Annotated in this window: 28 protein-coding genes; 17 read left to right on the top strand and 11 right to left on the bottom strand. The window is 62.5% G+C overall.

The window, feature by feature from the left end; genetic code table 11:
• The first annotated feature begins 74 nt into the window (after positions 1-74).
• The 12 genes from ACR0MM_RS03635 to ACR0MM_RS03690 all read left to right on the top strand — a co-directional run bounded on the left by ACR0MM_RS03635 (position 75) and on the right by ACR0MM_RS03690 (position 12230).
• Positions 75-752 carry an orotate phosphoribosyltransferase gene (locus ACR0MM_RS03635; RefSeq protein WP_170523486.1) on the top strand — a complete coding sequence of 226 codons (678 nt, stop codon included), beginning with the start codon at positions 75-77 and terminating at the stop codon, positions 750-752.
• Positions 753-953: 201 nt separating this feature from the next.
• Positions 954-2444, top strand: coding sequence for a replicative DNA helicase (locus ACR0MM_RS03640; RefSeq protein ID WP_170338856.1), 1491 nt, complete (start codon positions 954-956; stop codon positions 2442-2444).
• A gap of 231 nt (positions 2445-2675) precedes the next feature.
• Complete coding sequence (gene alr / locus ACR0MM_RS03645; protein ID WP_480694478.1) at positions 2676-3710, top strand: alanine racemase; 1035 nt, start codon at positions 2676-2678, stop codon at positions 3708-3710.
• The gene (locus ACR0MM_RS03650; protein WP_170338351.1) at positions 3707-4489 is read left to right on the top strand and encodes an MlaE family ABC transporter permease; all 783 of its coding nucleotides are present in this window, start codon (positions 3707-3709) and stop codon (positions 4487-4489) included. The genes alr and ACR0MM_RS03650 overlap by 4 nt, the downstream gene beginning before the upstream one ends.
• Positions 4486-5232, top strand: coding sequence for an ABC transporter ATP-binding protein (locus ACR0MM_RS03655; protein ID WP_170370572.1), 747 nt, complete (start codon positions 4486-4488; stop codon positions 5230-5232). The genes ACR0MM_RS03650 and ACR0MM_RS03655 overlap by 4 nt, the downstream gene beginning before the upstream one ends.
• A gap of 424 nt (positions 5233-5656) precedes the next feature.
• Positions 5657-6109, top strand: a complete 453-nt coding sequence (locus ACR0MM_RS03660) for a paraquat-inducible protein A (RefSeq protein WP_170338849.1) — start codon at positions 5657-5659, stop codon at positions 6107-6109.
• 149 nt (positions 6110-6258) lie between these two features.
• Positions 6259-7041: a DNA repair protein gene (locus ACR0MM_RS03665; RefSeq protein ID WP_480694480.1), complete on the top strand. Its 783-nt coding sequence runs from the start codon at positions 6259-6261 to the stop codon at positions 7039-7041.
• Positions 7042-7174: 133 nt separating this feature from the next.
• Positions 7175-8539 carry a DNA repair protein RadA gene (gene radA, locus ACR0MM_RS03670; RefSeq protein WP_480694482.1) on the top strand — a complete coding sequence of 455 codons (1365 nt, stop codon included), beginning with the start codon at positions 7175-7177 and terminating at the stop codon, positions 8537-8539.
• A 40-nt stretch (positions 8540-8579) separates the two neighbouring features.
• Entirely contained in the window at positions 8580-9149 is a 570-nt protein-coding gene (locus tag ACR0MM_RS03675) for a CvpA family protein (RefSeq protein WP_093962256.1), read from the top strand.
• A 497-nt stretch (positions 9150-9646) separates the two neighbouring features.
• Entirely contained in the window at positions 9647-11107 is a 1461-nt protein-coding gene (purF, locus tag ACR0MM_RS03680; protein WP_093962976.1) for an amidophosphoribosyltransferase, read from the top strand.
• A 184-nt stretch (positions 11108-11291) separates the two neighbouring features.
• Positions 11292-11540 (top strand): hypothetical protein, encoded by a 249-nt coding sequence (locus ACR0MM_RS03685; protein ID WP_093962257.1) that lies wholly within the window; start codon positions 11292-11294, stop codon positions 11538-11540.
• Between the two features lie 42 nt (positions 11541-11582).
• The gene (locus ACR0MM_RS03690; protein ID WP_170338841.1) at positions 11583-12230 is read left to right on the top strand and encodes an SDR family NAD(P)-dependent oxidoreductase; all 648 of its coding nucleotides are present in this window, start codon (positions 11583-11585) and stop codon (positions 12228-12230) included.
• A 57-nt stretch (positions 12231-12287) separates the two neighbouring features.
• Here the strand turns inward: ACR0MM_RS03690 and ACR0MM_RS03695 are convergent, their stop codons facing one another.
• From ACR0MM_RS03695 to ACR0MM_RS03710, 4 genes are all read right to left on the bottom strand, one after another.
• Positions 12288-13130 carry an ATP-binding protein gene (locus ACR0MM_RS03695; RefSeq protein ID WP_170358984.1) on the bottom strand — a complete coding sequence of 281 codons (843 nt, stop codon included), beginning with the start codon at positions 13128-13130 and terminating at the stop codon, positions 12288-12290.
• A 115-nt stretch (positions 13131-13245) separates the two neighbouring features.
• Positions 13246-14127, bottom strand: a complete 882-nt coding sequence (gene tatC, locus ACR0MM_RS03700; protein ID WP_170390335.1) for a twin-arginine translocase subunit TatC — start codon at positions 14125-14127, stop codon at positions 13246-13248.
• Positions 14124-14582, bottom strand: a complete 459-nt coding sequence (tatB, locus tag ACR0MM_RS03705) for a Sec-independent protein translocase protein TatB (RefSeq protein ID WP_170358981.1) — start codon at positions 14580-14582, stop codon at positions 14124-14126. Before tatB ends, tatC begins: the two co-directional genes overlap by 4 nt.
• 6 nt (positions 14583-14588) lie before the next feature.
• Positions 14589-14804: a twin-arginine translocase TatA/TatE family subunit gene (locus ACR0MM_RS03710; protein ID WP_170338833.1), complete on the bottom strand. Its 216-nt coding sequence runs from the start codon at positions 14802-14804 to the stop codon at positions 14589-14591.
• A gap of 219 nt (positions 14805-15023) precedes the next feature.
• Between ACR0MM_RS03710 and ACR0MM_RS03715 the strand changes: the two genes are divergently transcribed.
• Together ACR0MM_RS03715 and ACR0MM_RS03720 are read left to right on the top strand one after the other, a co-directional pair.
• On the top strand, positions 15024-15329 hold the full coding sequence (locus ACR0MM_RS03715; protein WP_480694484.1) for a hypothetical protein: 306 nt from the start codon (positions 15024-15026) through the stop codon (positions 15327-15329).
• 21 nt (positions 15330-15350) lie between these two features.
• On the top strand, positions 15351-16022 hold the full coding sequence (locus tag ACR0MM_RS03720; protein WP_480694486.1) for a helix-turn-helix transcriptional regulator: 672 nt from the start codon (positions 15351-15353) through the stop codon (positions 16020-16022).
• Between the two features lie 43 nt (positions 16023-16065).
• Here ACR0MM_RS03720 and ACR0MM_RS03725 read toward each other — a convergent pair whose 3' ends face one another.
• The 7 genes from ACR0MM_RS03725 to ACR0MM_RS03755 form a co-directional block, all read right to left on the bottom strand.
• Entirely contained in the window at positions 16066-17217 is a 1152-nt protein-coding gene (locus tag ACR0MM_RS03725) for a LysM peptidoglycan-binding domain-containing protein (protein ID WP_480694488.1), read from the bottom strand.
• Between the two features lie 63 nt (positions 17218-17280).
• Complete coding sequence (locus ACR0MM_RS03730) at positions 17281-17931, bottom strand: protein-L-isoaspartate(D-aspartate) O-methyltransferase (RefSeq protein ID WP_170338827.1); 651 nt, start codon at positions 17929-17931, stop codon at positions 17281-17283.
• Positions 17928-18710, bottom strand: a complete 783-nt coding sequence (surE, locus tag ACR0MM_RS03735; RefSeq protein ID WP_480694490.1) for a 5'/3'-nucleotidase SurE — start codon at positions 18708-18710, stop codon at positions 17928-17930. Before surE ends, ACR0MM_RS03730 begins: the two co-directional genes overlap by 4 nt.
• Before the next feature lie 123 nt (positions 18711-18833).
• A complete protein-coding gene (locus ACR0MM_RS03740; protein WP_170338320.1) occupies positions 18834-19919 on the bottom strand; it encodes an ABC transporter ATP-binding protein in 1086 nt (361 codons plus the stop codon).
• A gap of 86 nt (positions 19920-20005) precedes the next feature.
• Positions 20006-21118, bottom strand: coding sequence for a hypothetical protein (locus ACR0MM_RS03745; protein WP_480694492.1), 1113 nt, complete (start codon positions 21116-21118; stop codon positions 20006-20008).
• A gap of 2 nt (positions 21119-21120) precedes the next feature.
• Positions 21121-21900 (bottom strand): SDR family oxidoreductase, encoded by a 780-nt coding sequence (locus tag ACR0MM_RS03750; RefSeq protein WP_170439025.1) that lies wholly within the window; start codon positions 21898-21900, stop codon positions 21121-21123.
• A 75-nt stretch (positions 21901-21975) separates the two neighbouring features.
• Positions 21976-22338 carry a nuclear transport factor 2 family protein gene (locus tag ACR0MM_RS03755; RefSeq protein ID WP_093962268.1) on the bottom strand — a complete coding sequence of 121 codons (363 nt, stop codon included), beginning with the start codon at positions 22336-22338 and terminating at the stop codon, positions 21976-21978.
• A 109-nt stretch (positions 22339-22447) separates the two neighbouring features.
• On the opposite strand from ACR0MM_RS03755, the gene ACR0MM_RS03760 reads away from it, so the two are divergent.
• The 3 genes from ACR0MM_RS03760 (at position 22448) to ACR0MM_RS03770 (ending at position 26614) form a co-directional block, all read left to right on the top strand.
• Positions 22448-24055, top strand: a complete 1608-nt coding sequence (locus ACR0MM_RS03760) for a peptide chain release factor 3 (protein WP_170338819.1) — start codon at positions 22448-22450, stop codon at positions 24053-24055.
• Between the two features lie 43 nt (positions 24056-24098).
• Positions 24099-25040 (top strand): glycosyltransferase family 2 protein, encoded by a 942-nt coding sequence (locus tag ACR0MM_RS03765; protein WP_480694494.1) that lies wholly within the window; start codon positions 24099-24101, stop codon positions 25038-25040.
• Between the two features lie 185 nt (positions 25041-25225).
• Positions 25226-26614 (top strand): DEAD/DEAH box helicase, encoded by a 1389-nt coding sequence (locus ACR0MM_RS03770; RefSeq protein WP_480695322.1) that lies wholly within the window; start codon positions 25226-25228, stop codon positions 26612-26614.
• Positions 26615-26651: the final 37 nt, after the last annotated feature.

Raw genomic sequence — 26651 nt, forward strand, 5'->3', positions numbered from 1 at the left:
GCCAACCCCTCTCGACATCGGGCCGGTCGGCAGGCTATCAGCCCGCAACGTCATTTCAGCACCGAGGTCCCGCCATGATCCCCAGTTCCTTTCCCGACAACTCGGAAATCGCCCGCCTGACCGCGCGGATGCTGCTGGAGATCAAGGCGGTGCATTTCAACGCGCGCGAGCCGTTCACGCTGGCCAGTGGCCTGCCCAGCCCCACCTATATCGACTGCCGCAAGCTGATCTCGTACCCGCGCATCCGGTCGACATTGATGGACTTCCTGACAGTCACCGTCATGCGGAATGCCGGGTTCGAAGCATTCGATAACATCGCCGGCGGTGAAACCGCGGGCATCCCCTTCGCCGCGATGGTGGCCGAGCGCATGGCCCTGCCGATGACCTATGTGCGCAAAAAACCCAAGGGCTATGGTCGCAACGCCCGGATCGAAGGGGCCATGACCGAAGGCCAGCGCGTGCTGCTGGTCGAGGACCTGACCACCGACGGCGGCTCGAAACTGTCCTTCGTGGACGCGATCCGTGAAACAGGCGCCACCTGCGGGCATACGGCGGTGATCTTCTACTATGGCATCTTCCCCGAAACCGAAAAGACGCTGGGCGATCATGGCGTGCAGTTGCACCACCTGTGCACCTGGTGGGACGTTCTGGCCGAGGCCAAGGCGCAGGGAACGTTTGACGCGGAAACGCTGGACGGGGTCGAAGCCTTCCTGAACGACCCGCGCGGCTGGCAGGACGCCAACAAGAGCTGACTGTCGAGCCATTGTTGCCGGCCAGGAAACACTGGCCGTCAGCCTTGCTACCTATCCACAAGATGTTGACGAATGACCGATCCCTGCGGCAAGATGCAGGAGCGGAAGATATGCACAGCATATCCCCAGAAAACATACAATTTGCCCCGACTCACGGGGCCGCGATATGACCTTTGTCCCATGGGGACAGCGAGAGCAGCAATGAACGAGATCAGCAGTATCGAGCAGGCAGCGGCGCAGATTCAGAACGCCGAGACCATGCCGCATTCCATCGAGGCCGAACAGCAGCTTCTGGGCGCGATCCTGACCAACAACGACCTGTATGACCGGGTCGCCTCGATCATCGGGCCCGAGCATTTCTATGACCCGGTCCATGCCCGCATCTATGAGGTCGCCGCCGCGCGCATCGCCAAGAACGCGCTGGCATCGCCGGTGACGCTGAAATCCTTCATGGCCGAGGACGAGGGTTTGAAGGAACTCGGCGGCCCGGCCTATCTGGTCAAGCTGGCCGGGGCCTCGATCAGCGCCTTCGCCGTGCATGACTATGCCCAGATGATCTATGATCTGGCGATCCGGCGCGAACTGATCCGGCTTGGTCGCGACATCTCGGACAAGGCCGCGCGGGTGGAAGTGGCCAGTGAGCCCAAGGAACAGATCGTCGAGGCCGAGCAGAAACTCTACAAGCTGTCCGAACAGGGCCAGACCGAACAGGGGTTCAAATCCTTCCTCAAGGCCGTGACCGAGGCGGTGAATGTCACCAACGAGGCCTATCAGCGCGGCGGCGGCATGGCCGGGATTTCGACCGGGCTGGTCGATCTGGACAAACAGCTGGGCGGGTTGCACCCGTCGGACCTGATCATCCTTGCCGGGCGTCCGTCGATGGGTAAGACCTCGCTGGCGACCAACATCGCGTTCAACGTGGCCAAAGCCTATAAGCGGGGTCAGCGCGCCGATGGCACCGAGGGTGCGGTGGACGGCGGCGTCGTCGGATTCTTCTCGCTGGAAATGAGCGCCGAGCAGCTGGCCGGACGGGTTCTGGCCGAGGCGTCCGAAATTTCCAGCCACAAGATTCGTCAAGGCGACATGACCGAGGACGAGTTCCGCCGTTTCGTCGATGCGGCCAAAGCGCTGGAAGCCTGTCCGCTTTACATCGACGACACGCCGGCTCTGCCGATCTCACAATTGGCGGCCCGGGCGCGGCGGCTCAAGCGGACGCATGGGCTGGACCTGCTGGTCATCGACTATCTGCAGCTGTGCCGCGGCATGTCCGACAACCGCGTGAACGAGATCGCCGAGATCTCGATGGGCATGAAGGCCATCGCGAAAGAGCTGAATATTCCCGTCATCGCCCTGTCGCAGTTGTCGCGTCAGGTGGAAAACCGTGACGACAAGCGCCCGCAGCTGTCCGACCTGCGCGAATCCGGCTCGATCGAGCAGGACGCCGACGTGGTGATGTTCGTGTTCCGCGAGGAATACTACAAAGAGCGCGAAAAGCCCGGCGATCACGAGCTGGAGAAGATGGAAGAGTGGAAGCAGGCGATGGAGCGCCTGCACGGCAAGGCCGAAGTCATCGTCGGCAAGCAGCGCCACGGCCCCATCGGCACGGTCGAGCTGTCCTTCGAGGCGCAGTTCACCCGATTTGGCAACCTTGTCAAACCCTGGCAGCAGGGTGGCCAAATCGAAGGCTACTAAGCCCATCAGGCCCGAATCCATGTGCCGCGGCCCAATGCGCCGGATGAACGATCTGGATCAGCCAACGGTTTTGGCCCGGATAGGCGGACAATGCTGGCAGGCTGTCTTGCCCGCGTTCAAGCCCGCACGGACCTGCGCAACCCGGCTACAAGCCGCCCATGGCAAGGACTTTACGCGCGTTTGCAGCGCATTCCCCCTTGACCTCGTGCGGCGCAATGTCATGAACGGGTCATGAGTACTGCACGTTTGACGATCAACCTTCATGCGCTGGCCAGTAACTGGCGGGCGCTGGACGCAAAAACCGATGTCGAGACCGGAGCCGTGGTCAAGGCCGACGCCTATGGTCTGGGCGCCGGACCAGTTGCCAACACGCTGGCCGAAGAAGGCGTCCGCAAGTTCTTTGTCGCCGTTTCCGAGGAAGGTGCCGCCGTCCGTCAAGCGATTGGCCCCGGCCCGCTGATCTGCGTCTTTTCAGGCCATATGGAGGGCGACGCCGACCTGTTGCGCGATCACGACCTTGTGCCGCTGATCAACTCGCCCGAGCAATTCCAACGCCACCTGCAGGCGCTGCCGGTCCATCCGTTCGGGATTCAGTTGGACAGTGGCATGAACCGCCTCGGGCTGGAGCCTTCCGACTGGGCCGCTCTGCGCAGCCGGGCCGAGGCGCTGAACCCTGTCGTGGTCATGTCGCACCTGGCCTGTTCGGACGAACCGGACCATCCCATGAACCGGCAACAGCTGAAAACCTTCCGCGAGATGACCGACGGCGTATCGGCTCCGCGTTCGTTGGCGGCCACCGGTGGCCTTCTGCTGGGGCCGGAATTCCACTTTGATTTCTGTCGGCCCGGCATCGGCCTGTATGGCGGCTTGCCCTTTGCGGGCGCCAAACCTGTGGTCACCGTCGATCTGCCGGTGATACAGGTGCGCGACCTGGCAGTCGGAGAAACCGTCGGCTACGGCAACACGTGGAAGGCCCGGCGCCCCTCGCGGATCGCAACCGTGGCCGCGGGTTATGCCGACGGACTGCACCGCGCCATCGGTGGCGGCATCGACACGTTTGCCGGCGACCTGCCCTGCCCCGTCGTCGGACGCATCTCGATGGATCTGATCACCGTCGACGTGACCGACCTGCCACACACGCCCGAACGTCTGCGCATTCTGAACGGCCATCAGACGTTGGACGACCTGGCCGAGGCCGCAGGCACCATCGGGTACGAGATCCTGACCTCACTCGGCAGCCGCTATTCGCGGGGCTATGTCGAATGAATCCACTCGCATGGCTTGGCGAACTGGGCCGCGCGGTCCTGAACCTGCTGGCGGCGTTCGGCCGCGTGGCGCTGTTTGCATTGGATGCTCTGTCACACATCTTTCGACCGCCGTTCTACCCGCGTGAACTGGGCATGGCCCTGCTGAACATCGGCTGGCTGTCGCTGCCGGTCGTAGGCCTGACGACCATTTTCACCGGCGGCGCGCTGGCGCTTCAGATCTACGCCGGCGGCGCGCGTTTCAACGCCGAGGCCGTGGTGCCCCAGATCGTCGCCATCGGCATGGTGCGCGAGCTGGGTCCCGTCATGGTTGGCCTGATGATCGCAGCCCGCGTCACCTCGTCGATCGCGGCTGAAATCGCCACCATGAAAGTGACCGAGCAGATCGACGCGCTGGTCACCCTGTCGACCCACCCGATGAAATACCTGGCGGCCCCGCGCGTTCTGGCCGCATTGATCACCGTCCCTGTTCTGGTTGCCGTGGGCGACATCATCGGCATCGCAGGCGGCTATGCGGTGGCGACGCAGAACCTCGGCTTCAACCCGGCAGCCTATCTGAAAAACACGGTCGATTTCCTCGAGCCGCTCGACATCCTGTCCTCGCTGGTCAAAGGAGCGGCGTTCGGCATGATCGCGGCCATCATGGGCTGCTATTTCGGCATGCATTCGGGGCGCGGCGCGCAAGGCGTGGGCCGCGCAACCAAGGGCTCGGTCGAGGCCGCCGCTGTGCTGATCCTTGCCGCCAACTTCGTTCTCACGGGGGTGTTCTTCTCGCTATGATCCGGATGGAGAACGTACACAAGGCCTTCGGCGACAACCAAGTGCTCAGGGGCATGAACCTCGAGATTGCCAAAGGCACGTCCATGGTGATCATCGGTGGCTCGGGCACCGGAAAATCCGTGGCGCTGAAATGCATCCTTGGTCTGATCAAACCCGACAGCGGCAAGATTTTTGTCGATGGGCAGGACGCCCAGACCGGTGACCGAGACGCCTTTCTGGCCAGGTTCGGGATGCTGTTTCAAGGCGCGGCCCTGTTTGACTCGTTGCCCGTCTGGCAGAACGTAGCCTTCCGCCTGCTGCGCGGCTCGTTGAAACGACCGACGGACGAGGCACGTGAAATCGCGATAGAAAAACTGCGCCGCGTGGGCCTGCGCGCCAAGGTGGCAGATCTCTACCCGTCCGAACTGTCGGGCGGCATGCAGAAACGTGTAGGTCTGGCCCGCGCGATCGCCGCCGAACCCGAGATCATTTTCTTCGACGAACCCACTACGGGGCTGGACCCGATCATGTCGGGCGTCATCAACGACCTGATCCGCGAGATCGTGACCGAAATGGGCGCCACCGCTATGACCATCACCCACGACATGAGTTCCGTGCGCGCGATTGCTGACAACGTGGCGATGCTGCATGACGGGGTGATCCAGTGGACCGGACCGGTCAGCCAGATGGATTCCTCGGGTGATCCTTATGTCGAACAGTTCATCAGTGGGAGTGCGGAAGGGCCGATTGAGGCGGTACGGTGAACCAACCTTTCTTAAGTTACACAATTCTTTACGGATGGCCGGCTTTTTGGTTGTACGCGTTGTGTTTGATTATCGTTTGCTTCAAGAAAATGCCCGTGCACTCTGTAAGCATAATTCTGGCTGGCTTAACGATATTTGTTTCCCTGCTCGCACAGTCGGCAATAGTCTTTATTCTAGGCAACGTTTGGGCGTTGGTGTCTGTCGTAATCATCGCGAGCTTTCCAACAGTGAAAAGTGAATTGCCCGGTTGGGTGCGCGTACTCGGTTTTGCCTTTATTCCGGTAGCGTTAGTAACTGGAATTGGTTTCTATCAGGTGCTCCAAGCATTCGGATATTGATTTTTGGGCTGCTTTTGACTTCGCTTTTTTCTGCAAGGCTCAACGATTTCTACAATGAAAGAAGATATCTGATAGTTTGGGAACTCATGACCCTCCGCCTCGCCACCCTCTCTCTCCTGATCCTCTACCCCATCGCGTGGTTCGCCCCGCTGATGCGCGCGGGCCTGCTGCCAATCTTCGGCCTCAGCGAGATCAGCGTAATCACCGGCCTTCAATCCCTCTGGAAATCCGACATCTTCCTCGCGCTGGTCGTCACCGTCTTTGCCCTGTTCGCCCCGTACATCAAAACCATCGGCACCGCGCTGGTCCAATGGGACCTGCTGGACCCGCGCGTCCAGCCCGCGCTGAACATCATGGGCAAGCTCGCCATGGCCGATATCTTCCTCATCGCGCTCTACATCACTTTGGCCAAGGGCATCTCATACGCAACGATCGAAACAGCGTGGGGCCTGTACCTTTTCACCGGCTGCATCCTTGCGTCGATCGCGCTGGGATACGTTACCGAAGTGAAACTTGGTTCACGAAACCTCCGGACCTGATTGATTGAAAACGCATTTCTGGCTATGATGGCCAGTATTCGAGCAGCCAAGTCATTTTTGTTTCAGGGTCCGACGCGGACCGTCTTGCACGTTTGATGGATACTCCGCCCGGGCCCGGTTTTGCCGGTTTCAAAAGGAGTAGGACTGCCATGGCCGCCCTCCATTCGATTTCAATTCATTTCCAGAACGTATTCCTGCGACTGACTTTTTTCCTGATCTGTGCCGCCGCCCTGTTTGCCGTGTCTGCCACCCTGCTTGCCGCCGTGAATGTCTGGCCCTGGCTGACGATGCAGGCTGGATTGGGCGGGCAGGACATCCCGAACGCAGGCATCTACATCCAGATCGGCCTGACCGCTCTGGTTCTGATGCTCGCCTTCTACCTGCCCTCCAGCGCGCGCATGATGGCGTTGGAAAACGCACATCGGAAGTTCTCGCTGCAGATGCAGGACGTGGTCGATGCCTACCAGATCGCACATGCGGCCGACCGCAACGGTGTGTTCGCGCTGGCCTCGGAGTTTGACGCGGTCAAGGAGCGCATGGCCTTCCTGCGCGATCACCCCGACCTGCAATCGCTGGAGCCCGAGATCCTTGAATTGGCCGCGCAGATGAGCCAGGTCAGTCATGAACTGGCCGAAACCTACGGCGCGGCCAAAGTCGCGCGAGCGCGGGCGTTCCTGCAACAGCGGCAGGAAGAGGTCGAACTGTTCCAGCAACGGATCGAAGACGCCCAGACCATACAGCATGAATTGCGCCAGTGGACCCGCGACATCGAGATCGAGGAATCCATCGCCAAGGCGCAATTGGCCCGTCTGCGCGAAGAATTGTTCGAGCTTTTGCCCGAGCTTTCCGCCCAGTTGCAGACACCGCCGGACGACAGCGACCCGACCGCGTCGAGCGTCATCGCCATGCCCCCACCCCGCGCCGCCGAATAGCCACTCACTCACCGGGTGCGCCAGCACCCGCCGCGAAGGATGGCCCGCCCGGGCCTGACGCCGCGGCCCGTCAGTCCGGATTGAACACCGGAAGGGCTTGAAGAACCGCGCAAGCTCGGGCACGAATTGCGCCATGGCAAAGACGACGACTTTCACCTGCTCGGCCTGTGGCGCCTCGCATTCCCGCTGGTCCGGCCGCTGCGACGGCTGTGGCGAGTGGAACACCATAGTTCAAGAGGCCCCGTTGTCGGCGGGCCCAGCCAAGAAATCTCTGGGCGGCAAGCGCGGCCAGGCCGTCACCTTGACTGACCTCTCAACCGAGGAGGCCCCGCCGCCCCGCACAATCTGCGGCGTCGAGGAACTGGACCGTGTCCTGGGCGGCGGGCTGGTCCCGGCTTCGGCCCTGCTGGTGGGCGGCGATCCGGGCATCGGCAAATCCACCCTGCTGTTGCAGGCCGCCGCGCGCTTTGCCCGGTCGGGCCTGAAAACCATCTATGTCTCGGGTGAGGAAGCCAGCGCCCAGGTTCGCATGCGCGCGCGCCGACTGGGGCTTGAAGACGCGCCGGTTCAATTGGCGGCCGAGACCAACCTGCGCGACATTCTCACCACGCTCGAAGCCGAGAAACCCGGCCTTGCCATCATCGACTCGATCCAGACCATGTGGGCGGACAATGTCGACAGCGCACCGGGATCAGTCAGTCAGGTCCGCGCCGCCGCGCACGAGCTGACCAGCTTTGCCAAGCGCCACGGCGTGTCCATCATCATGGTCGGCCATGTCACCAAGGAAGGCCAGATCGCCGGCCCCCGCGTGGTCGAACACATGGTCGATACCGTCCTCTATTTCGAGGGCGAGCGCGGCCACCAGTTCCGCATCCTGCGCGCGGTCAAGAACCGCTTTGGCCCCGCCGACGAGATCGGCGTGTTCGAGATGACCGGTAAAGGTCTGGCGCAGGTCACCAACCCCTCGGCCCTGTTCCTGTCGGAACGCGGCAAACCCAGCCCCGGCTCGGCCGTTTTCGCAGGCATCGAGGGCACGCGGCCCGTGCTGGTCGAACTGCAGGCGCTGGTCGCCCCCTCGCCCCATTCACAGCCCCGCCGCACGGTCGTCGGCTGGGACAGCGGGCGGCTGGCGATGATCCTCGCCGTGCTCGAAGCGCGCTGCGGCATCCCCTTTGCAGGGCTTGACGTCTATCTGAACGTGGCCGGGGGCCTGAAGATCAGCGAACCCGCAGCCGACCTTGCCGTGGCCGCCGCTCTGCTGAGCGCGCGCGAGGACACCGCCCTGCCCGCCGACACCGTGGTTTTTGGAGAAATCTCGCTATCCGGGGCACTTAGACCAGCGCCGCAGACCGAAAACAGGTTGAAAGAAGCGCAAAAACTTGGTTTCACAGCAGCAATTGCTCCGGCAGGCGGCAAAACCGGTACTGTGGCAGGTCTGACACTCACCCGACCCTCTGATTTGGTCGGGTTTGTTGGCGAAACCTTCGGAGCAGGTTAAAGTCGCGCCTCGAGGGGCAGAAAAAGAACAGGCGAGGGCCATGGAAGGTTTTACAATAATTGACGGGCTCGTTGCCCTGATCATCGTGCTGTCGGGGATTCTGGCCTATTCGCGCGGCTTCATGCGCGAGGTCATGGCCATTGCAGGTTGGGTCGCCGCCGCAGTTCTGGCCTTCATCTTTGCACCGCAAGCCGTGCCGCTGGTCAAGGAAATCCCTGTGGTCGGAGACTTCTTGCGTGACAGCTGCGAATTGTCAGTGATTACGGGCTTTGCCGCAGTGTTTGCCATTGCGCTCATCGTGGTCAGCATCTTCACTCCGTTGTTCTCGTCCCTGGTACAGCGCTCGGCGCTGGGTGGGCTGGATCAGGCGCTGGGTTTCTTCTTCGGCATTGCCCGCGGCATTCTGCTGGTTGCCATCGCCTTCTTTGTCTACGACACCGTGATGACCGGCCAGTCCTACACGATCGTCGACGAAAGCCGATCGGCCAAGGTGTTTGAGCAGTTCAGCGACAGGATCGAAGAACAGAACCCCGAGGCTGCCCTGGGTTGGGTGACCACCCAGTACGAAGAGCTTGTTGCATCCTGCACAGCGGATTCTCAGGGCCAGTAACAGCTACCAGCCAAGCAAAACGAACCAGCCCGGCTGCCAGCCGGGCTTTTCTTTTGTCAGAGGGTCAGACGAACCCTTCGCCCCCACAAACCGAGCAGCGGTTGGTTTTCAGGCCAAAGCATCCGTCACACCGGCTGAACTGGGGCTTGCCCAAGTGGTCTCGGCTCTTCAGGACTTCGCCCTTGCCATTGCATATCTGGCAAGGGGCACGTCCCATTCCGCGGCACCGATGGCACCGGCGCTTGACGTGCTCGTCCTTTTTCTGGCTCGGTCGTCCCTGCCACATAGTTGTTTTGCCCTCGGTCAAATGCTGCCGGCGTCATGCCACGCAGCGCGTTCAAAACACGGGAAACACTCATGTTCGCGGCCCCATCAAACCAGAAACCCGGCCTGCGGCAAAACGAATTATGATCCTTTGGTGACATGGGGGGCATTAGGCATTATGTGAGGGCCAACTCGCCATGGAATCGGAGCTGCCTGTCTTGCATAGCCCGCAGATGCCCCCCGCCCACCCGTTCGATGATGACAAGCTCCGCGAGGAATGCGGGATTTTCGGGGTCGTCGGCGTCAAAGATGCCGCCAATTTCGTTGCTCTTGGTCTGCATGCCCTGCAGCACCGCGGGCAGGAAGCCGGCGGGATCGTCACCCATGATCCTGAACTCGGCTTCAACTCGGCCCGTCGATTTGGCTATGTGCGCGACAATTTCACCTCGTCCGACGTGATGGAAAGCCTGCCCGGGCCTATCGGGATCGGCCATGTGCGCTATTCCACGGCCGGGTCCAAGGGCCAGACCGCCATCCGTGACGTACAGCCATTCTTCGGCGAGTTTTCGATGGGCGGCGCCGCGATTGCGCACAATGGCAACATCACGAACGCCAATGCCCTGCGGCGCGAGCTGATCGAGCGCGGCTCGATCTTCCAGAGTTCGTCCGACAGCGAATGCATCATCCACCTGATGGCCCGCTCGCTACAGCGCAACATCCCCGAACGGATGGAGGACGCGCTGCGCCGGGTCGAGGGTGCCTTCTCGGTGGTCGCCATGACCCGCACCAAGCTGATCGGCGTCCGCGATCCTTTGGGTGTACGCCCGCTGGTATTGGGCAAAATCGGCGATGGCTGGTGCCTGGCCTCGGAAACTTGTGCCCTGGACATCATCGGTGCCGAATTCCTGCGCGAGATCGAACCCGGCGAAATGGTTGTGATCAATGCCCAGAACGGTGTTGAGAGCCACTTCCCGTTCCGCCGGCAACCCAGCAAGTTCTGTATCTTCGAGCATGTCTACTTCTCGCGCCCAGACTCGATTCTGGGTGGACGCTCGGTCTATGAGACACGCGAAGCCATCGGGCGCGAGCTGGCCAAGGAAAGCCCCGTCGAGGCGGATCTGGTCTGCCCCGTGCCAGACAGCGGCACGCCCGCGGCCATTGGGTACTCGTTGGAGTCGGGCATTCCTTACGCGATGGGGATCATCCGCAACCAATACATGGGCCGCACCTTCATCGAACCCACCGAACAGATCCGCAACATGGGTGTGCGGCTCAAGCTGAACGTGAACCGCGCCCTGATCGAGGGCAAGCGGGTGATATTGGTTGACGACTCGGTGGTGCGCGGTACGACCAGCCGCAAGATCAAGGAAATGATCCTGGATGCCGGCGCGAAAGAGGTGCATTTCCGCATCGCCTCGCCGCCCACGGCCTGGCCTTGTTTCTACGGCGTGGACACGCCACAGCGCGAAAAGCTGCTGGCCGCCACGATGACCGAGGAAGAAATGACCAAGCATCTGGCGGTCGACAGCCTCAAGTTCATCTCGCTGGACGGGCTGTACCGGGCGGTCGGCGAATCGCAGGGCCGCAGCAAGGACTGCCCGCAATACTGCGATGCATGCTTCTCGGGCGAGTATCCCGTCACTCCGGCGGACATGGTTGAACAAGGGTTCAAGATGCAACCGGCGGCCGAATAAGGCCGAAATTCAGAGACTTCCCAAAGGGGCCGCAGGGCCCCTTTTTTCATGGGCCGGATCGGCGTGGCGAAACATGGCCGAAACCTGCTGCACCGGCTTTTCCTTCCCCTTTGGCTCTGCTAGCCAACCGGCTGCTCACTCACGCAATCACACGGAGGCCGGGCCACCGGGCCGGCCAGTTTACATGGCAAATCCCAGAGTCGACAGCGCGGCCACCCAAAAGGGCGCGCTCAGCAAGAATGGTACGACCGTCCTGGGCGTCTTTGGCCCGCAGAACGACATGCGCGCCCTGATGCGCTCATCGTCTGGACGGGTGAAAGAGGTCAAGACAGGCAGCCGGTTTGGTTCGGGCACGATCGTGGCCATCGACAAAGACGGCATCATGCTGCGACAAAGCGGCCGGACCCAGCGCATCGCCATCCCCGGAAGCTGATCCGGGCTTGACGGGCTGCGCGCTTGGGTTCAAACCCCGCGCATGACCGATCAGACCAAAATCGCACTTGTCACCGGCGCCTCACGCGGCCTTGGTGCCGCTCTGGCCGAGGCGCTGGCGCCCGAGTATCACATCGTCGCCGTTGCCCGCACCACCGGCGGGCTGGAAGACCTGGATGACCGCATCAAGGCCAAAGGGGGCGCGGCCACCCTGGCGCCGATGGACATCGCCGACCCCAATGCCATGGCCACGCTGTGCCGGGGCATCCATGACCGCTGGGGCAAGCTGGATCTGTGGCTGCATACGGCCATCCACACCGCACCGCTGACGCCCGCAAATTTCATCGACCCCAAGGATTGGCAAAAGTCCGTGGACGTGAACGCCTCGGCAACTTCGGTGCTGATCCCCTATGTCGCGCCCTTGCTGGGTGAGGCTGGACAGGCCGTATTCTTTGACGACCCGCGTGCCGGCGAGAAGTTCTGCGCCACCTACGGCGCAACCAAGGCCGCGCAGATCGCCATGGCGCGCAGCTGGGCCGCCGAAACCGTGCGCACCGGGCCGAAGGTTCATGTGTTGCAGCCCAGGCCGATGGCCACAGCCCTGCGCGCGCGTTTCTTCCCCGGTGAGGACCGGTCTAAGCTGGCCAGTCCCTCGGACGAGGCAGCGCGCCTGCTGTCCATGCTGGGCTGAGACCTTTCGGTCAGATCGACGGGAAAGATGTTGCGGCGCCCCAAGCGGGCGCCGTTTTCATTCGATGTGAACGCCCTGCCGGCCCGCCAGATCGACAAAGAACTGCCACGCCACGCGGCCCGAACGCGCTCCGCGCGTGGCCTGCCATTCGATCGCCTCGGCCCGCAGAACGTCGGCATCGACGCTGACGCCATAGGCCGCGCAATACCGGTCGATCATCGCAAGGTATTCGTCCTGATCGCAGGGGTGGAACCCCAGCCACAGGCCGAACCGGTCGGACAGCGAAACCTTTTCCTCGACCGCCTCGGACGGGTTGATCGCGCTCGAGCGCTCGTTCTCGATCATGTCGCGCGGCATCAGGTGGCGACGGTTCGACGTTGCATAAAACACCACGTTTTCGGGCCGGCCCTCGATCCCGCCATCCAACACGGCCTTCAGCGACTTGTAGTGCTGATCGTCATGGCTGAACGACAGGTCATCGCAGAACAGGATGAACCGGTAAGGTGCGGCGCGCAGGTGGTTCAGCAACCGCGCGACCGAGCCCATATCCTCGCGCTGAAGTTCGACCAGCTTCAGGTCGGGAAACTCGGGCTGAAGGGTCCCATGCACCGCCTTGACCAAGCTGGACTTGCCCATGCCGCGGGCACCCCACAACAGCGCGTTGTTGGCCTTGTACCCGGCAGCGAAGCGGCGCGTGTTGTCCAGCAGCGTATCGCGCGACCGGTTGATGCCCACCAGCAGATCCAGATCGACGCGGTTGACATTGTGCACCGGCTCAAGCCGGTCGGGCCCGATGTGCCAGACAAAGGCGGGCGCGGCCGAGAAATCGGGCGCGGCCAACGGCGCCGGGGCCATGCGCTCCAAGGCGTCGGCGATGCGGTTCAGGGCTTGGTCGTCCATGGGTCCTCCGAAGTCTTGCGGCCGATTTCAACCACGTTCACGGGCCGCCAACAAGACCCGGATGAAGAAAGGGCGCACCCGCCAAGGCACGCCCTTCCCCATTTACTGCTCGGGTTTATTTGCCGTCTTCTGCGTCAAACTCGTCCATCATCGCATCATCGGCGGCTTCTTCATCGTCATAGTAGCCTTCGGCCCGCAGCTGTTCTTCACGCTTTCTCTCGACCCGGGCCACCAGGAAGATCGAGATCTCGTACAGGCCATAGACCACAACGAACAGGATGATCTGGGTGATCACGTCCGGCGGGGTCACGATGGCGGCCAGAACCAGAATGCCCACCACGGCATATTTGCGCACCGCGCCCAAGCCTTCGGCGCTGACCAGCCCGGCCTTGCCCATCAGGGTCAACAGAACCGGCAGCTGGAAACACAGGCCAAAGGCCACGATGAACTTGATCGTCAGGTTCAGGTATTCCTGTGCCGAACCCTGGAAAACCACGCTCAGCGGCGCAGTGGCACCATCCGCTAAGGCCTCACCCTCGGCCCCGAATTGCTGGAACCCAAGGAAGAAGTCATAGGCCAGCGGCGTGACCACGTAAAAGGCAAAGCTCGCGCCCAGCAGGAACATGAAGGGCGAGGCCAGCAGGAACGGCAGGAAGGCGTTCTTCTCGGATCGATAGAGCCCCGGCGCCACGAACCGCCACATCTGCATACCGATATACGGAAAGGCCAGAATGAACCCACCCAAGAGCGAGACCTTGATCGCCACGAAGAAGCCCTCCTGCGGCGAAATGAAGATCAGGTCGCAGTCCTGTCCCCGCTCGGACAGAACATCGCACAGGGGCTGGGTCAGAAAGTTGAAGATCGGCGTGGCTACGGTGAAACAGATGATCATACCGATCAAAAATGCCACGACGCTGTGGATCAGCCGCGTGCGCAGCTCGGCCAGATGCTCGATCAGGGGGGCCGAGGTATCTTCGATCTCGTCGGTCTTGCTCATGTCTTGCCTTCGGTTCTCAGCGCGGCTTCGGCCTCTTCAGCCTTGGCCAGGGCCTCGGCGGCTTCTTTCGCTTTGCGCTCGGCAGCCGCACGGGCGGTTGAGGCCTGGATCTTCTTGGCCTGCTCGGCGCGCTCAGCGGCCAGTTTGCCGGTTTCGCTGTCGGGGTCGAACTTGGTCGGGTCCATGCTCTTGGCCATGTCCTGGGCCGCCTGCTTGACGCCGTCCATCGCACTGCCCACCGGGTTGGTGGCCGCGTCCAGTCCTTTCTTTATGTCATTCACACCCGCCTGGTCGGCCGCCTCGTTCATGGCGCTTGAGAACTCACGCGCCATGCCGCGGGCCTTGCCGACGAACCGTCCGACATTGCGGAACAGAACCGGCAGGTCCTTGGGCCCCACGACGATCAGGGCAACGATGCCGATGACCAGAAGCTCGGTCCAGCCCAGATCAAACATGGGCGATTAGACCTTGTCTTTGTCGGACTCGGGCGTGACATCCTTGGCCAGCTCGGACGCGTCCTGTTCGATCTCTTCGGTACCGTCCTTGACGCCTTTCTTGAATGCGGTGATGCCCTTGCCCACTTCACCCATCAACGAGCTGATCTTGCCGCGGCCGAACAGCACCAGCACCACGACGGCGATCAGCAGCAGGCCGGGAAGGCCGATATTGTTGAGCATGTCTCTTCTCCTTCTACGTCGGCGCGCCGCGCCGGGAATGTGATCTGGAAGCCTGTCTACGCCCACCGGGCAGCCGAAAAAAGTGACGCAAGTCAATTCCGCGTTCAAATCCGGGCCGCTCGGGCGCTTTTTGCGGGCTGGCAATTCTCTACTGACAGGTTTATGTCAGTTGCAGGCGACTAGGAACAGGGCATCGAAACCTGGTCAACGGAGACTCACATGACCCATGTTGCTGAAATCGTCACCTTCACCCTCGCTGATGGCACCACGCCGGAAGAGTTCGTCAGGCTCAGCCAGACGACCGAGGCCTTCGTGCGCGCGGCCTCGGGCTTTGCCCACCGACAGCTGAGCCAGGGCGAGGATGGCCGCTGGACCGATTATGTCATCTGGACCGACATGAAAGCCGCGCAGGACGCCGCCGCGCAGTTCCCCCAACAGGATTTTGCCGCCGGTCTGATGGCGGCCATCGACCCCTCCAGCATCCAGATGCGTCACGAGAAAGTGCTATGGAACATGACCGCCTGATCGCGGTCCGGACGGCGTGTCATGCGCCGCACTGACCGCCTGTTCGACATCATCCAGATCCTGCGCGACGGCAAACTGCACCGCGCGCAGGACATCGCGGACCGGCTCGAGGTTTCGGTCCGCACCATCTATCGCGACATGGACACGCTGGTGGCGTCGGGCGTCCCGGTCGAGGGTGAACGCGGAGTCGGTTACATGGTGCGCGAGCAGATCACCCTGCCCCCGCTGAACCTCACCCCGGCCGAGCTTGAGGCCCTGAACCTCGGGATGGCGATCGTGGCCGAGGCCGCCGACCCCGACCTGAAAGGCGCCGCCGAGTCGCTGGCCGCCAAGATCGACGCGGTACTGCCCACCCAGGTGGTGGCCGAGGCCGATGCATGGAAATTCGCCGTCTACCCCTTTGCCGATGCCGCGCGCGGGCTGGCGCATATGGCTCCGATCCGGGCGGCCATCAAATCGCGCCAGAAGCTGCGGCTGACCTACCGGCGAATCGACGGAACCCTGACCGAGCGCACGATCCGCCCCCTGCACATGGAATACTGGGGCCGGGTCTGGACCCTGACCGCCTGGTGCGAGCTGCGCGACGCCTTCCGCGTGTTCCGCATCGACCTGATCGAAAGCGTCACACCGCTGCCCGAGATCTTTGCCGACGAGCCCGGAAAGCGGCTAGCCGACTACGACCCGACCGCCTGATCCCGATTTTCACCCAAGGCTACTTGGAACCGCACTCTGAGCCTCAGCGCAGATAGGTTTCGGGGTCGACGGACTCGAACCCTTTGCGCACTTCGAAATGCACATAGGCGTTCTCACCACCGCGCAGCTTGGCAATGCTTTGGCCGCGGTTGACCCGGTCGCCTTTCTTGACCGAGATGTTCTCGACATTCGCGTAGACCGTCAGCAAATCGTTGGTGTGCTTGACGACGATGATCGGGATCTGATCTGCATCCGCCGTAATGGCCGCCACGGTACCAGCTTCGGCCGCCTTTACCGATGCTCCGGGCGAACCGGCGATGTCGATCCCTTCGTTCTTGCCCTTGGCATACGGGCGAATGATCTTGCCGGTTACCGGCAGAGCCAAGGCTGACGAGCTGGAATTCGTCGGGGCCTCGGCCGTCACGTCCGGAGCGGGCGTCAACGGCGCAACTTTTTCGTCCGGCAGCGGCTGCGTTGCACTGGGCGGCGTCGGGGTGGGCGATCCCTGCCCCGGTTCGGTGGTCGCCGTGGGCGCTGCGGCGGCAGCTTGGCGCGGTGCAGCCTGATTCTTGACGGGGATCAGCAGAAACTGCCCTTCGCGCACGGCGAAGTCCGAACCCAAACCGTTCCATTCAGCCAGCGCATCGACCGGAACCTGATACAGGCGCGAAATGGTATAAGCCGTCTCACCCCGCTTGACCTTGTGCCGGATCGGCTCGTCCGTTGAGGTGACGGGCGCCGGTTTGGCCGGCTCAAGGTTCGTGACCCGCACGCCGCCCGTGTCCGGCGCCTGATCAATCGCGGTCGTGGCAATCGAGGCGATATCGACATTCCCCGCTCCGGCGCCGACGGACCGTGGCAAGGCCAGCACTTCGCCCTCGCGCAGCTGGTCGGTGGGCTTGAGACCGTTGAACCGTGCCAGCTCTGCCTCGGGCAGACCGACACGCGCAGCCACGGCGGCGACGTTGTCACCCCGTTGCGCGACGGCAACCTGATATGTCGGATAGGTGATCACGCCACGGCTGTCCGGCGCCGGTCGGTTCGTGGTGGCTGATTGTGCGGCCGGAGTGGTCGAAAAACCGCCGACCTGACCGCGCAGGTCGTAATCCAGCGGGCCTTCGCAACCGGCAAGCACCAGCGCGGCCACCATCGCCGTTGTTCCACGACCCAAGACTGACTTGGAAACTGCTCTCATATCACTGTCCTCAACACCTGCCCCTGTTTGCCGGGGTTCTGGCGCCCATTTCCTAAACCTACGTTACGCCTCGTCCTTTCCAAGCCCTTCCAGCAAGGGCACGAACCGAACAGGCAACAGTTCGTCATATTCCAGCCCGGTCTCGGTTCTGGTGACCCGTATCAGAGTCTGAACCGCATCCGACTGCCCAACGGGCAAGACCATGATACCGCCGATTTTGAGCTGCGCCAAGAGCGGGCCCGGCGGGTCCTCGGCTGCGGCGGTGACGATGATGCGGTCAAAAGGAGCCTGTTCGGGCAACCCGAAAGATCCATCCGACAGCATCGCCGTGATATTCGTCAGACCCAACTCGCGAAACAGCTCACCGGTTTCGCGTACCAGACGCTTGTGGCGTTCCACGGTGTAGACCCGCCGCGCCAGCTTGGACAGCACCGCAGCCTGATACCCCGAACCCGTCCCCACCTCGAGCACCTTGTCGCGCGGCGTGACCTGCAGCGCCTGCGTCATCAGACCTACGACCGAGGGCTGGCTGATCGTCTGGCCGCATGCAATCGGCAGTGGCGTGTCCTCGTAGGCACGCTCGGCGAACAGGCCCCGCACGAACTTGCCGCGGTCGATCTGCTCCATCGCGTCAAGAACACGCGCATCCGTCACCCCGCGAGACCGCAGGGCGAACAGGAACTGCATCTTGGTTTCGGGGTCCAGTCCGGTCATTCGATCTTCTTCAACGCCTCCAGCGCATCATCGGCGGTCAGGTCGGCCCGCATCGGCGTGACCGAGATATAGCCGTCCAGGTTCGCCGCAGCATCCGTTCCCGGAGCCGTCGGGTTGTGCTGATAGCCCCCCTTGATCCACAGGAAACGGCGGCCCGAGGGCGAGCTGTGCGGTTCCACCCCAAAATGCGTGTCGCGTCGGAATCCCTGACGCACGACGCGGGTACCAAGAACTTCTTCGGCAGGCACCGGAGGGAAATTCACGTTGTAAAACAGGCGGTAGTCTTCCTGCGCGGGCGGATCGGCCTCAAGAATGCGTCGTACCAGGTCCGCTCCGAACCGCGTGGCGGCCTCGAACGGGTCGTCCAGCCCAAGATTGCGCGGACCAAAATACTGCGACAAGGCGATCGCCGGAATGCCCTGAAGTGCGGCCTCCATCGCGCCGCCGATCGTGCCCGAGTACAAAGTGTTCTCGGCCGAATTGTTGCCCCGGTTCACGCCTGAAAGAACCAGATCAGGTCGCGCGCCCTTCATCACGTCATGCAGCCCGGCCAGCACGCAGTCGGCCGGCGACCCTTCGGCCGCGAAACGACGCTCGCCCAGTTTGGCCACCATCATGGGATGGGTATAGCTGATGCAATGCCCGACCCCTGACTGTTCGAAAGCCGGAGCCACGATCCAGACCTCACCATCCGGGCCGGCCACATCCGCAGCAATCGCCTCGAGCGCGATCAGGCCCGGGGCGTTGATCCCGTCGTCATTTGTCAGAAGTATGCGCATTGCCTGCCTGTGCCCCCGCGTTTCGCCCTTGATAGACGGCCCCAAAGGATGCGGCAAGCGATGCCCCGGCGCATTCTGCGGCATTCGCGCACCACTCGCCGGGAAATCGACCGGTTGCGGCGCCTAGGCTGGAAAAACGAAGCAGCGATCCCGCCGGATGGTCAACCACATCACCCGGCCCGGATTGGGCACGAACACGTTCGGGACGGTCGCCTTGAGGATCGAGCCGTCATAGTCCATCCGAAACTCGATCAGGCTTTCGTTGCCCAGAAAGCGAGCGCGCTCGACCACGCCGCGGGCTGCAACGCCATCGGTCGCCGTCGGCAGCGGTCCCTTGCCATTGCGATCAAAGTCCAGCCGCACATGCTGAGGGCGGAAAACGATTTCGACGTCCGTGCCATCGGGAACGCCCGGCGCCAGGAATTGACCAAATGGCGTTTGCGCCAATGCTCCATTCACCTGGGACTGCAACACATTGACATCACTAAAAAATGCCACGGCAGCCTTGTCTACGGGTCGGGTGTAGACATTGTAGGGCGCGCCCTGCTGCACGATCTTGCCGCGGCGCATCAGTGCAATCTCGTCGGCCATGCGCATCGCTTCTTCGGGCTCGTGCGTGACCAGCAGCACGGCGGCGTCCTCTTCCTTGAGGATGGCGAGGGTCTCGTCGCGGATGCCGTCGCGCAGACGGTTGTCGAGGCCAGAAAACGGCTCGTCCATCAGCATGATCCGCGGACGCGGCGCCAACGCTCGGGCCAGCGCGACCCGCTGCTGCTCGCCCCCTGACAGTTGATGCGGAAACCCGTCGATATGGCGGATCAGGTCGACCTTTCTGAGCAACTCTTCGACACGTTCCCGTTTTTGCTCTTTGGCCCCCTTCAGGCCAAAAGCCACGTTGTCGGCCACGCTGAGGTGCGGAAACAAAGCGAAATCCTGGAACATCAGTCCGATCTCGCGACGTTCCGGCGGCACCCTGAACACCGTGTCACAGACCAACTTGCCATCGACGTAGATTTCGCCCGAGTCCTGCATTTCGACGCCGGCAATCATCCGCAACGTAGTGGATTTGCCGCACCCCGACGGGCCCAGCAGACAGGTCACCTGCCCCGCCTGAACGGTCAGCGAGACATCATCCACCACCGTGCGCCCGCCGAACCGACAGACCAGATTGCGGATTTCCAATCGCGGAGGAGCTGTGTTGATTGCCACCGACGGACCCCAATTGCCTTTTCCCGATCAAATTCATCGGGCTTGCGCCGGGATAACAACCCCGCCCATCGGGCGCAAGAGAGGCGCTAGGCCAGCAACTCGAACGGCACGCCCGCGCGGACCTTGCCGTTAATCTGAATCTCAAGCCGATGCGGCCCCGGCACCAGCCGAAACGTGGTGGCGTCGCCCTTGAGTTTGTGACGCTTGCTCAGCCGCAGGCGGCCATCTGACAGATTGGCCTGCTTGAGCTTGTGAACCTTAGGTGAGATTTTCCCGCCAGGTCGCTGAAAATGCACGATATAGTCAATCAAGACCGGATGATCACCGGGGCCTGATACCGAGACGGCGAACTCCAGAACCCCGCCGATGCGGGCCTCGCCAATCACCTCAACATTCACCTCTAGCGGTGCGTCGGGATCATAACCCAGCAGCGCCATCGCCCCGCCATGGCCGGACTTGACCAGCCCGCGCAGCGCATGTGCGGTGATCCACCGCATCTCGTCGCTGTTTTGCGCGCCCAAGGCGTGCCACTCCCTCAGGCGGTTCAATGCCAGGTCGGGGTCTTTTTTGGTGATGTCGTTGAGATGGTTCGCCACCGACCGCGTGACATAACGTGTCGGATCCGAGCGCAAACGATCCAGCAGCGGCAGCGGGTCAGACAGGTCCAGCCCGACCGCCTGCCCCCACGGCAGCCGCGGGCGTGTGCCTTCGGAGACCAGCCGCCGGACGTGATAGCTGGAATGCCCGCACCAGTCCTGCATCCGGTCCAGCACCAGATCGGGATGGCTGTTCAGAAAGGGCCGGATCGCCCATTCCATCGAAAATCGCTGAGTGATCTCTGCAAGCACATCCAGCGCCACGTCAGGATGGTCCGCGCCGACCTGCGCCACCCACTCGCCCAATGGGGCAAAGATGAAATCACCGAAATCGTCATCGCTCAGGGACGGGTCCAGAGGCGGTGGCAAGGCCCGAAGGATCACCGGGGCCACGTCGGGCAGCGCGCCGGGAAAGGCCGTCTGCAAACAATCGGCAATCCACGCGATCCGCTGCTTCAGCTCTAGCTCCGGCAGGCGCGACATGACCCGCGCTTGGAACGCCTCTCCGTCAAACCCGGGGTCGGCCTGCGTGAACAGGCCGGCCAGGTAAAGGGTCTTTTCCGCGTTGAACAGCTGATCCTTCAGCGAAAACCCCTGCGCCACGGTCACATCGTCAGGTTGGTCGCGCCGCCATCCAACAGGATGTTCTGCCCCACGATGAACCCGGCATGTTGCGAGCACAGAAACGCACAGGTCGCGCCGAATTCCTGCCGCGTACCATAGCGCCGCGCCGGGATCGTGGCCGCGCGCTCGGCCCGTGCCTCGTCCAGCGAGATGCCCTTCTGCGCCGAAACTCCGGCATCCAGCGAGTCCGCCCGGTCGGTGGCGTGAATGCCGGGCAACAGGTTGTTGATGGTCACGCCGTAGGGCGCCACCTGCCGCGCGGTTCCGGCCACATAGCCGGTCAGCCCGGTGCGCGCGGCGTTCGACAGGCCCAGCACCGCGATGGGCGCCCGCACCGATTGCGAGGTGATGTTCACCACCCGGCCCCAACCCTTGTCCATCATCGACGGCAACAGCGCCTTCATGAAGGCGATCGGCGTCAGCATGTTCGCATCCAGCGCCTTGATGAAATCCTCGCGATCCCAGTCGGACCACAGGCCCGGCGGCGGACCACCGGCGTTTGTCACAAGGATATCAACGCCCTGCGCGGCCTCGATCACCTGCGCCTGGCCTTCGGGCGTGGTCACGTCGCAGGCGACCGTCTGCACCTCGACACCGTAATCGGCGCGCAACCGGTCGGCCTGCGCCTCCAGCGCGTCAGGCCCACGTGCGTTCATCACCAAATCGACACCCTCGGCGGCCAGCGCCTCGGCGCAGCCCAGCCCCAAGCCCTTGCTGCTGGCACAGACCAGCGCGCGTTTTCCTTGTAGTCCCAGATCCATGTGATCCCCCCTGTCATTTGTTACCCGCATGTCTAGCACCGGCCAGACAGGGAAGACCAGATTGGCGTCGGCAAATCAGTAGAAGAACTCTTCCCGCACGATCTTGCCGTTGACCACGTGATAGACGCCGACCTCGCGCATGTCGAAAGCTTCGCCGCTTTCCTTCACCTTGCCCTGCACTTCAAAAATCACGGCAAAGCTGTTTTCACCATGCAGGAACGGGTCGCTGACCGACGCGCCCGAGACCTCGTGCGCGCTTTCCCACCAATCATGCTTGCCGCGGATGCCCTCGATGCCGTGGGTCTCGCGGCCCATGCCCTGCATGTCCATCGCCTCGACCGAGACGGCATCGGCTGCATACAACTTGTCCAGATTCTCCTTGGCGCGGTTTTCGCGGCAACCCGCCACCAGTTCCTGGGCGATTTCTTTCAAATTCATTGATCCACTCCATTATTTGTTCACTATATGTTCTTATTGGCATATCCACCTGATTCGAACCACCCCCTTTGTCTTGCCTCGGCAGGATTCCCCGCCTATACGCGCCTTCATGCTTGATACCGCCTCGAACCAACCCACCCTGCCGCCCGAGATCGCGCGGCGCCGGACCTTTGCCATCATCTCGCACCCGGATGCGGGCAAGACGACCCTGACCGAAAAGTTCCTTCTGTATGGGGGTGCTATCCAGATGGCCGGACAGGTGCGCGCCAAGGGCGAGGCACGGCGTACGCGGTCGGACTTCATGCAAATGGAAAAGGACCGGGGTATTTCGGTCTCGGCCTCGGCCATGTCGTTTGACTATGGCCCCTACCGGTTCAACCTGGTGGACACACCCGGCCACTCGGACTTTTCCGAGGACACCTATCGCACGCTGACCGCCGTTGACGCCGCGGTCATGGTGATTGACGGGGCCAAAGGCGTGGAAAGCCAGACGCAGAAGCTGTTCGAGGTCTGCCGCCTGCGCGATCTGCCGATCCTGACCTTCTGCAACAAGATGGACCGTGAGAGCCGCGATACGTTCGAAATCATCGACGAGATCCAGGAAATGCTGGCCATCGACGTGACCCCGGCCAGCTGGCCCATCGGCGTGGGGCGCGATTTCATCGGCTGCTACGACATGCTGCGTGACCGGTTGGAACTCATGGACCGCGCCGACCGCAACAAGGTGGCCGAAAGCATCGAGATCAACGGGCTGGACGACCCCAAACTGGCCGAGCATGTGCCCGCAGAACTGCTGGACAAGCTGCTGGAAGAGGTCGAGATGGCGCGCGAATTGCTGCCTGCGCTGGACCCGCAGGCGGTGCTTGAAGGCCACATGACCCCGATCTGGTTCGGCTCGGCCATCAACTCGTTCGGCGTCAAGGAACTGATGGAAGGCATCGGTGCCTATGGACCGCAGCCGCAGGTGCAATCGGCCGAACCGCGCCAGATTTCGCCGGACGAGAAAAAGGTGGCGGGCTTTGTCTTCAAGGTGCAGGCCAACATGGACCCCAAGCACCGCGACCGGGTGGCCTTTGTCCGCATGGCCAGCGGCCACTTCAAGCGCGGCATGAAGCTGACCCATGTGCGCAGCAAGAAGCCCATGGCGATCACGAACCCAGTTCTGTTTCTGGCCTCTGACCGGGAACTGGCCGACGAGGCATGGGCCGGCGATATCATCGGCATCCCCAACCACGGCCAGCTGCGCATCGGTGACACTCTGACCGAGGGCGAGGCGATCCGCGTAACCGGAATTCCATCCTTCGCGCCCGAGCTGTTGCAGGGCGTGCGCGCGGGCGATCCGATGAAGGCCAAGCACCTGGAAAAGGCGCTGATGCAGTTTGCCGAGGAAGGCGCGGCGAAGGTGTTCAAACCCTCGATCGGCTCGGGCTTTATCGTCGGCGTGGTGGGCGCGCTGCAGTTCGAGGTGCTGGCCAGCCGGATCGAGCTGGAATACGGCCTGCCGGTGCGGTTCGAGGCCTCGCAATTCACCAGTGCGCGCTGGGTGTCGGGCGACAAGGCCGAGGTCGAGAAGTTCGTCAATGCGAACAAGCAGCACATTGCCCTCGATCACGATGGCGACATCGTCTATCTCACCCGCCTGCAATGGGACATCGACCGCGTGGTGCGCGATTATCCCAAACTGACGCTCACCGCGACCAAGGAAATGATGACCTGATGCTGACCCCGCCCCCCGCCAAAGCAACAGAGGCCGTCATCGCATGACCGCAGCCGGGCCGAGCTGGGGCATCGTCTCGACGGTGCGTGGATCGGCCCGCGACATTCTGAGTTTTGCGGCCTACCACCTGGATCTGGGCGCGGATCACCTCTACCTCTACCTTGATGAGCCAAACCGGCGGGCTTTTCGCCCCCTGCGCCGCCACCCCAAGGTGACCGTCCGCATCTGCGACGATGCGTTCTGGGCGGCGCGCAAACGGGACAAGCCCGAGCGCCACCAGGTCCGCCAGACCGTTCATGCGACCTTTACCTATCGCCACACCGATCTCGATTGGCTGGCGCATATCGATGTGGACGAGTTCCTGTGGCCCACTGCCCCCATCGCGGACTTGCTGGGCGAAGTGCCCGAAACGGTGCACGCGGTTCGGGTTCGTCCGATCGAGGCCCTGGCCTGCTGCGACGATCTCTACAAAGCGTTCATCCCCCAGGGCCCCGAACGCGAAGCGCTTGTCGAGACGATCTATCCAAACTACGGCGCTTTCGTTCTGGGCGGCTTTCTTAGCCACGTACAGGGCAAGCTGTTCGTGCGCACGGGGATGGAGAACCTCAATTATCGCATCCACAATCTGTTTCAGAACAAGGTCATCTTGCCCTGCAAGACCGAGATGCCGCAGATCGACCTGTGCCACCGCCACGCCCCGGATTGGGAGCATTGGTGGTCACACTATCGGTTTCGACTGGAACGCGGCTCGTACCAGCCCGGCATGGCTCCGAACGTAAATCGCGATCGGGGCGGGTTGAACATGAACGAACTGCTCAGTTGGATCGAGGCCGAAGAAGGCGAGCAAGGTCTGCGCAAGTTCTTTGACGAACTCAGCGCCACCGACCCGCAGGTTCGCGCGCGCCTGCAGGAACGGGGCCTCATCAAGCACCGACCGCTTGATCTTGAGGAAAAGCTGCAGAAACACTTTCCCGGAAGCTGCTGAATTGTTGCACGAAATCGCCAGTGACGCGATGTAGCTGTATAGATGAAACTGTCTTCATTTGACCCTGCCACACCTTTTTGTTATGTCCGCATCCAAGCCGAAACGCGCATGGTGCGCATGGCCATCCGGGCCCGGCATTTTTCATACGCGCGGGCCAGGTCAGTGTCCGCATGAACCGGACATACATGACGAAATTCAACGATCTGAACCTGAACCCCAAGGTCCTCAAAGCTATTGAGGAAGCCGGCTACGAAACCCCGACCCCGATCCAGGAAGGCGCCATCCCGCCAGCCTTGGAGGGACGTGACGTTCTGGGCATCGCCCAGACCGGAACCGGCAAGACGGCCAGTTTCGTCTTGCCCATGATCACCCTGTTGGCGCGCGGTCGTGCGCGGGCGCGGATGCCGCGTTCGCTGGTGCTGTGCCCGACGCGGGAACTGGCGGCGCAGGTGGCCGAAAACTTCGACACCTATACAAAGCATCTGAAGCTGACCAAGGCGCTGCTGATCGGCGGCGTCAGCTTCAAGGAACAGGATGCACTGATCGACCGCGGCGTGGACGTGCTGATCGCCACGCCCGGCCGTCTGCTGGACCATTTCGAACGTGGCAAGCTGCTGCTGACCGGCGTACAGATCATGGTCGTGGACGAGGCTGACCGGATGCTGGACATGGGGTTCATTCCCGATATCGAACGCATCTTCTCGCTGACGCCCTTTACCCGGCAGACGCTGTTTTTCTCGGCCACCATGGCGCCCGAGATCGAGCGGATCACCGACACGTTCCTGTCGGCCCCGGCCCGGATCGAAGTGGCCCGTCAGGCCACCGCGTCCGAGACCATCGAACAGGGTGTCGTGATGGTCAAAGGCGGCCGCCGCGACCGCGAGGGCAGCACCAAGCGCAAGGTCCTGCGCGCGCTGATCGATGCCGAAGGTGACAAATGCACCAACGCCATCATCTTCTGCAACCGCAAGACCGATGTGGACATCACCGCGAAATCGCTCAAGAAATACGGCTATAACGCCGCGCCGATCCACGGTGATCTGGACCAGTCGCAGCGGATGAAGACACTGGACGGGTTCCGCGACGGCTCGGTACGTCTGCTGGTGGCGTCTGACGTGGCCGCGCGCGGGCTCGACATTCCGTCGGTCAGCCATGTGTTCAACTTCGACGTGCCCAGTCACCCCGAGGACTATGTGCACCGCATCGGCCGCACCGGCCGCGCCGGGCGCGAGGGCAAGGCGATCACCATCTGCTCGGCCCGCGATGAAAAGGCGCTGGATGCGATCGAGAAGCTGATCCAGAAGGAAATCCCGCGTCTGGACAACCCGGTTCAGGCCGAACCGGCCGAGGCCGAGGACAAAAAGCCCGAAAAGAAATCGCGCGCCTCGACCCGCAAGGACGAGGTCAAGAAGGACAAGCCCGCCAAGGACGCCGCGTCGAACGACAAACCTGCCAAGGAAAAGCGTGGCAAAGGCCGTGGACGTCGCGACGATGGCGGTCCGGCCGTCGTCGGCATGGGCGATCACCTGCCCAGCTTCATCGCACTCAGCTTTGACGAACGCCGCGCGGGCTGACCCGCCTGCATGGCAAAAAGTTCAGAAGGCGCACGGA

The sequence above is a fragment of the Ruegeria sp. BC6 genome (assembly GCF_056539185.1).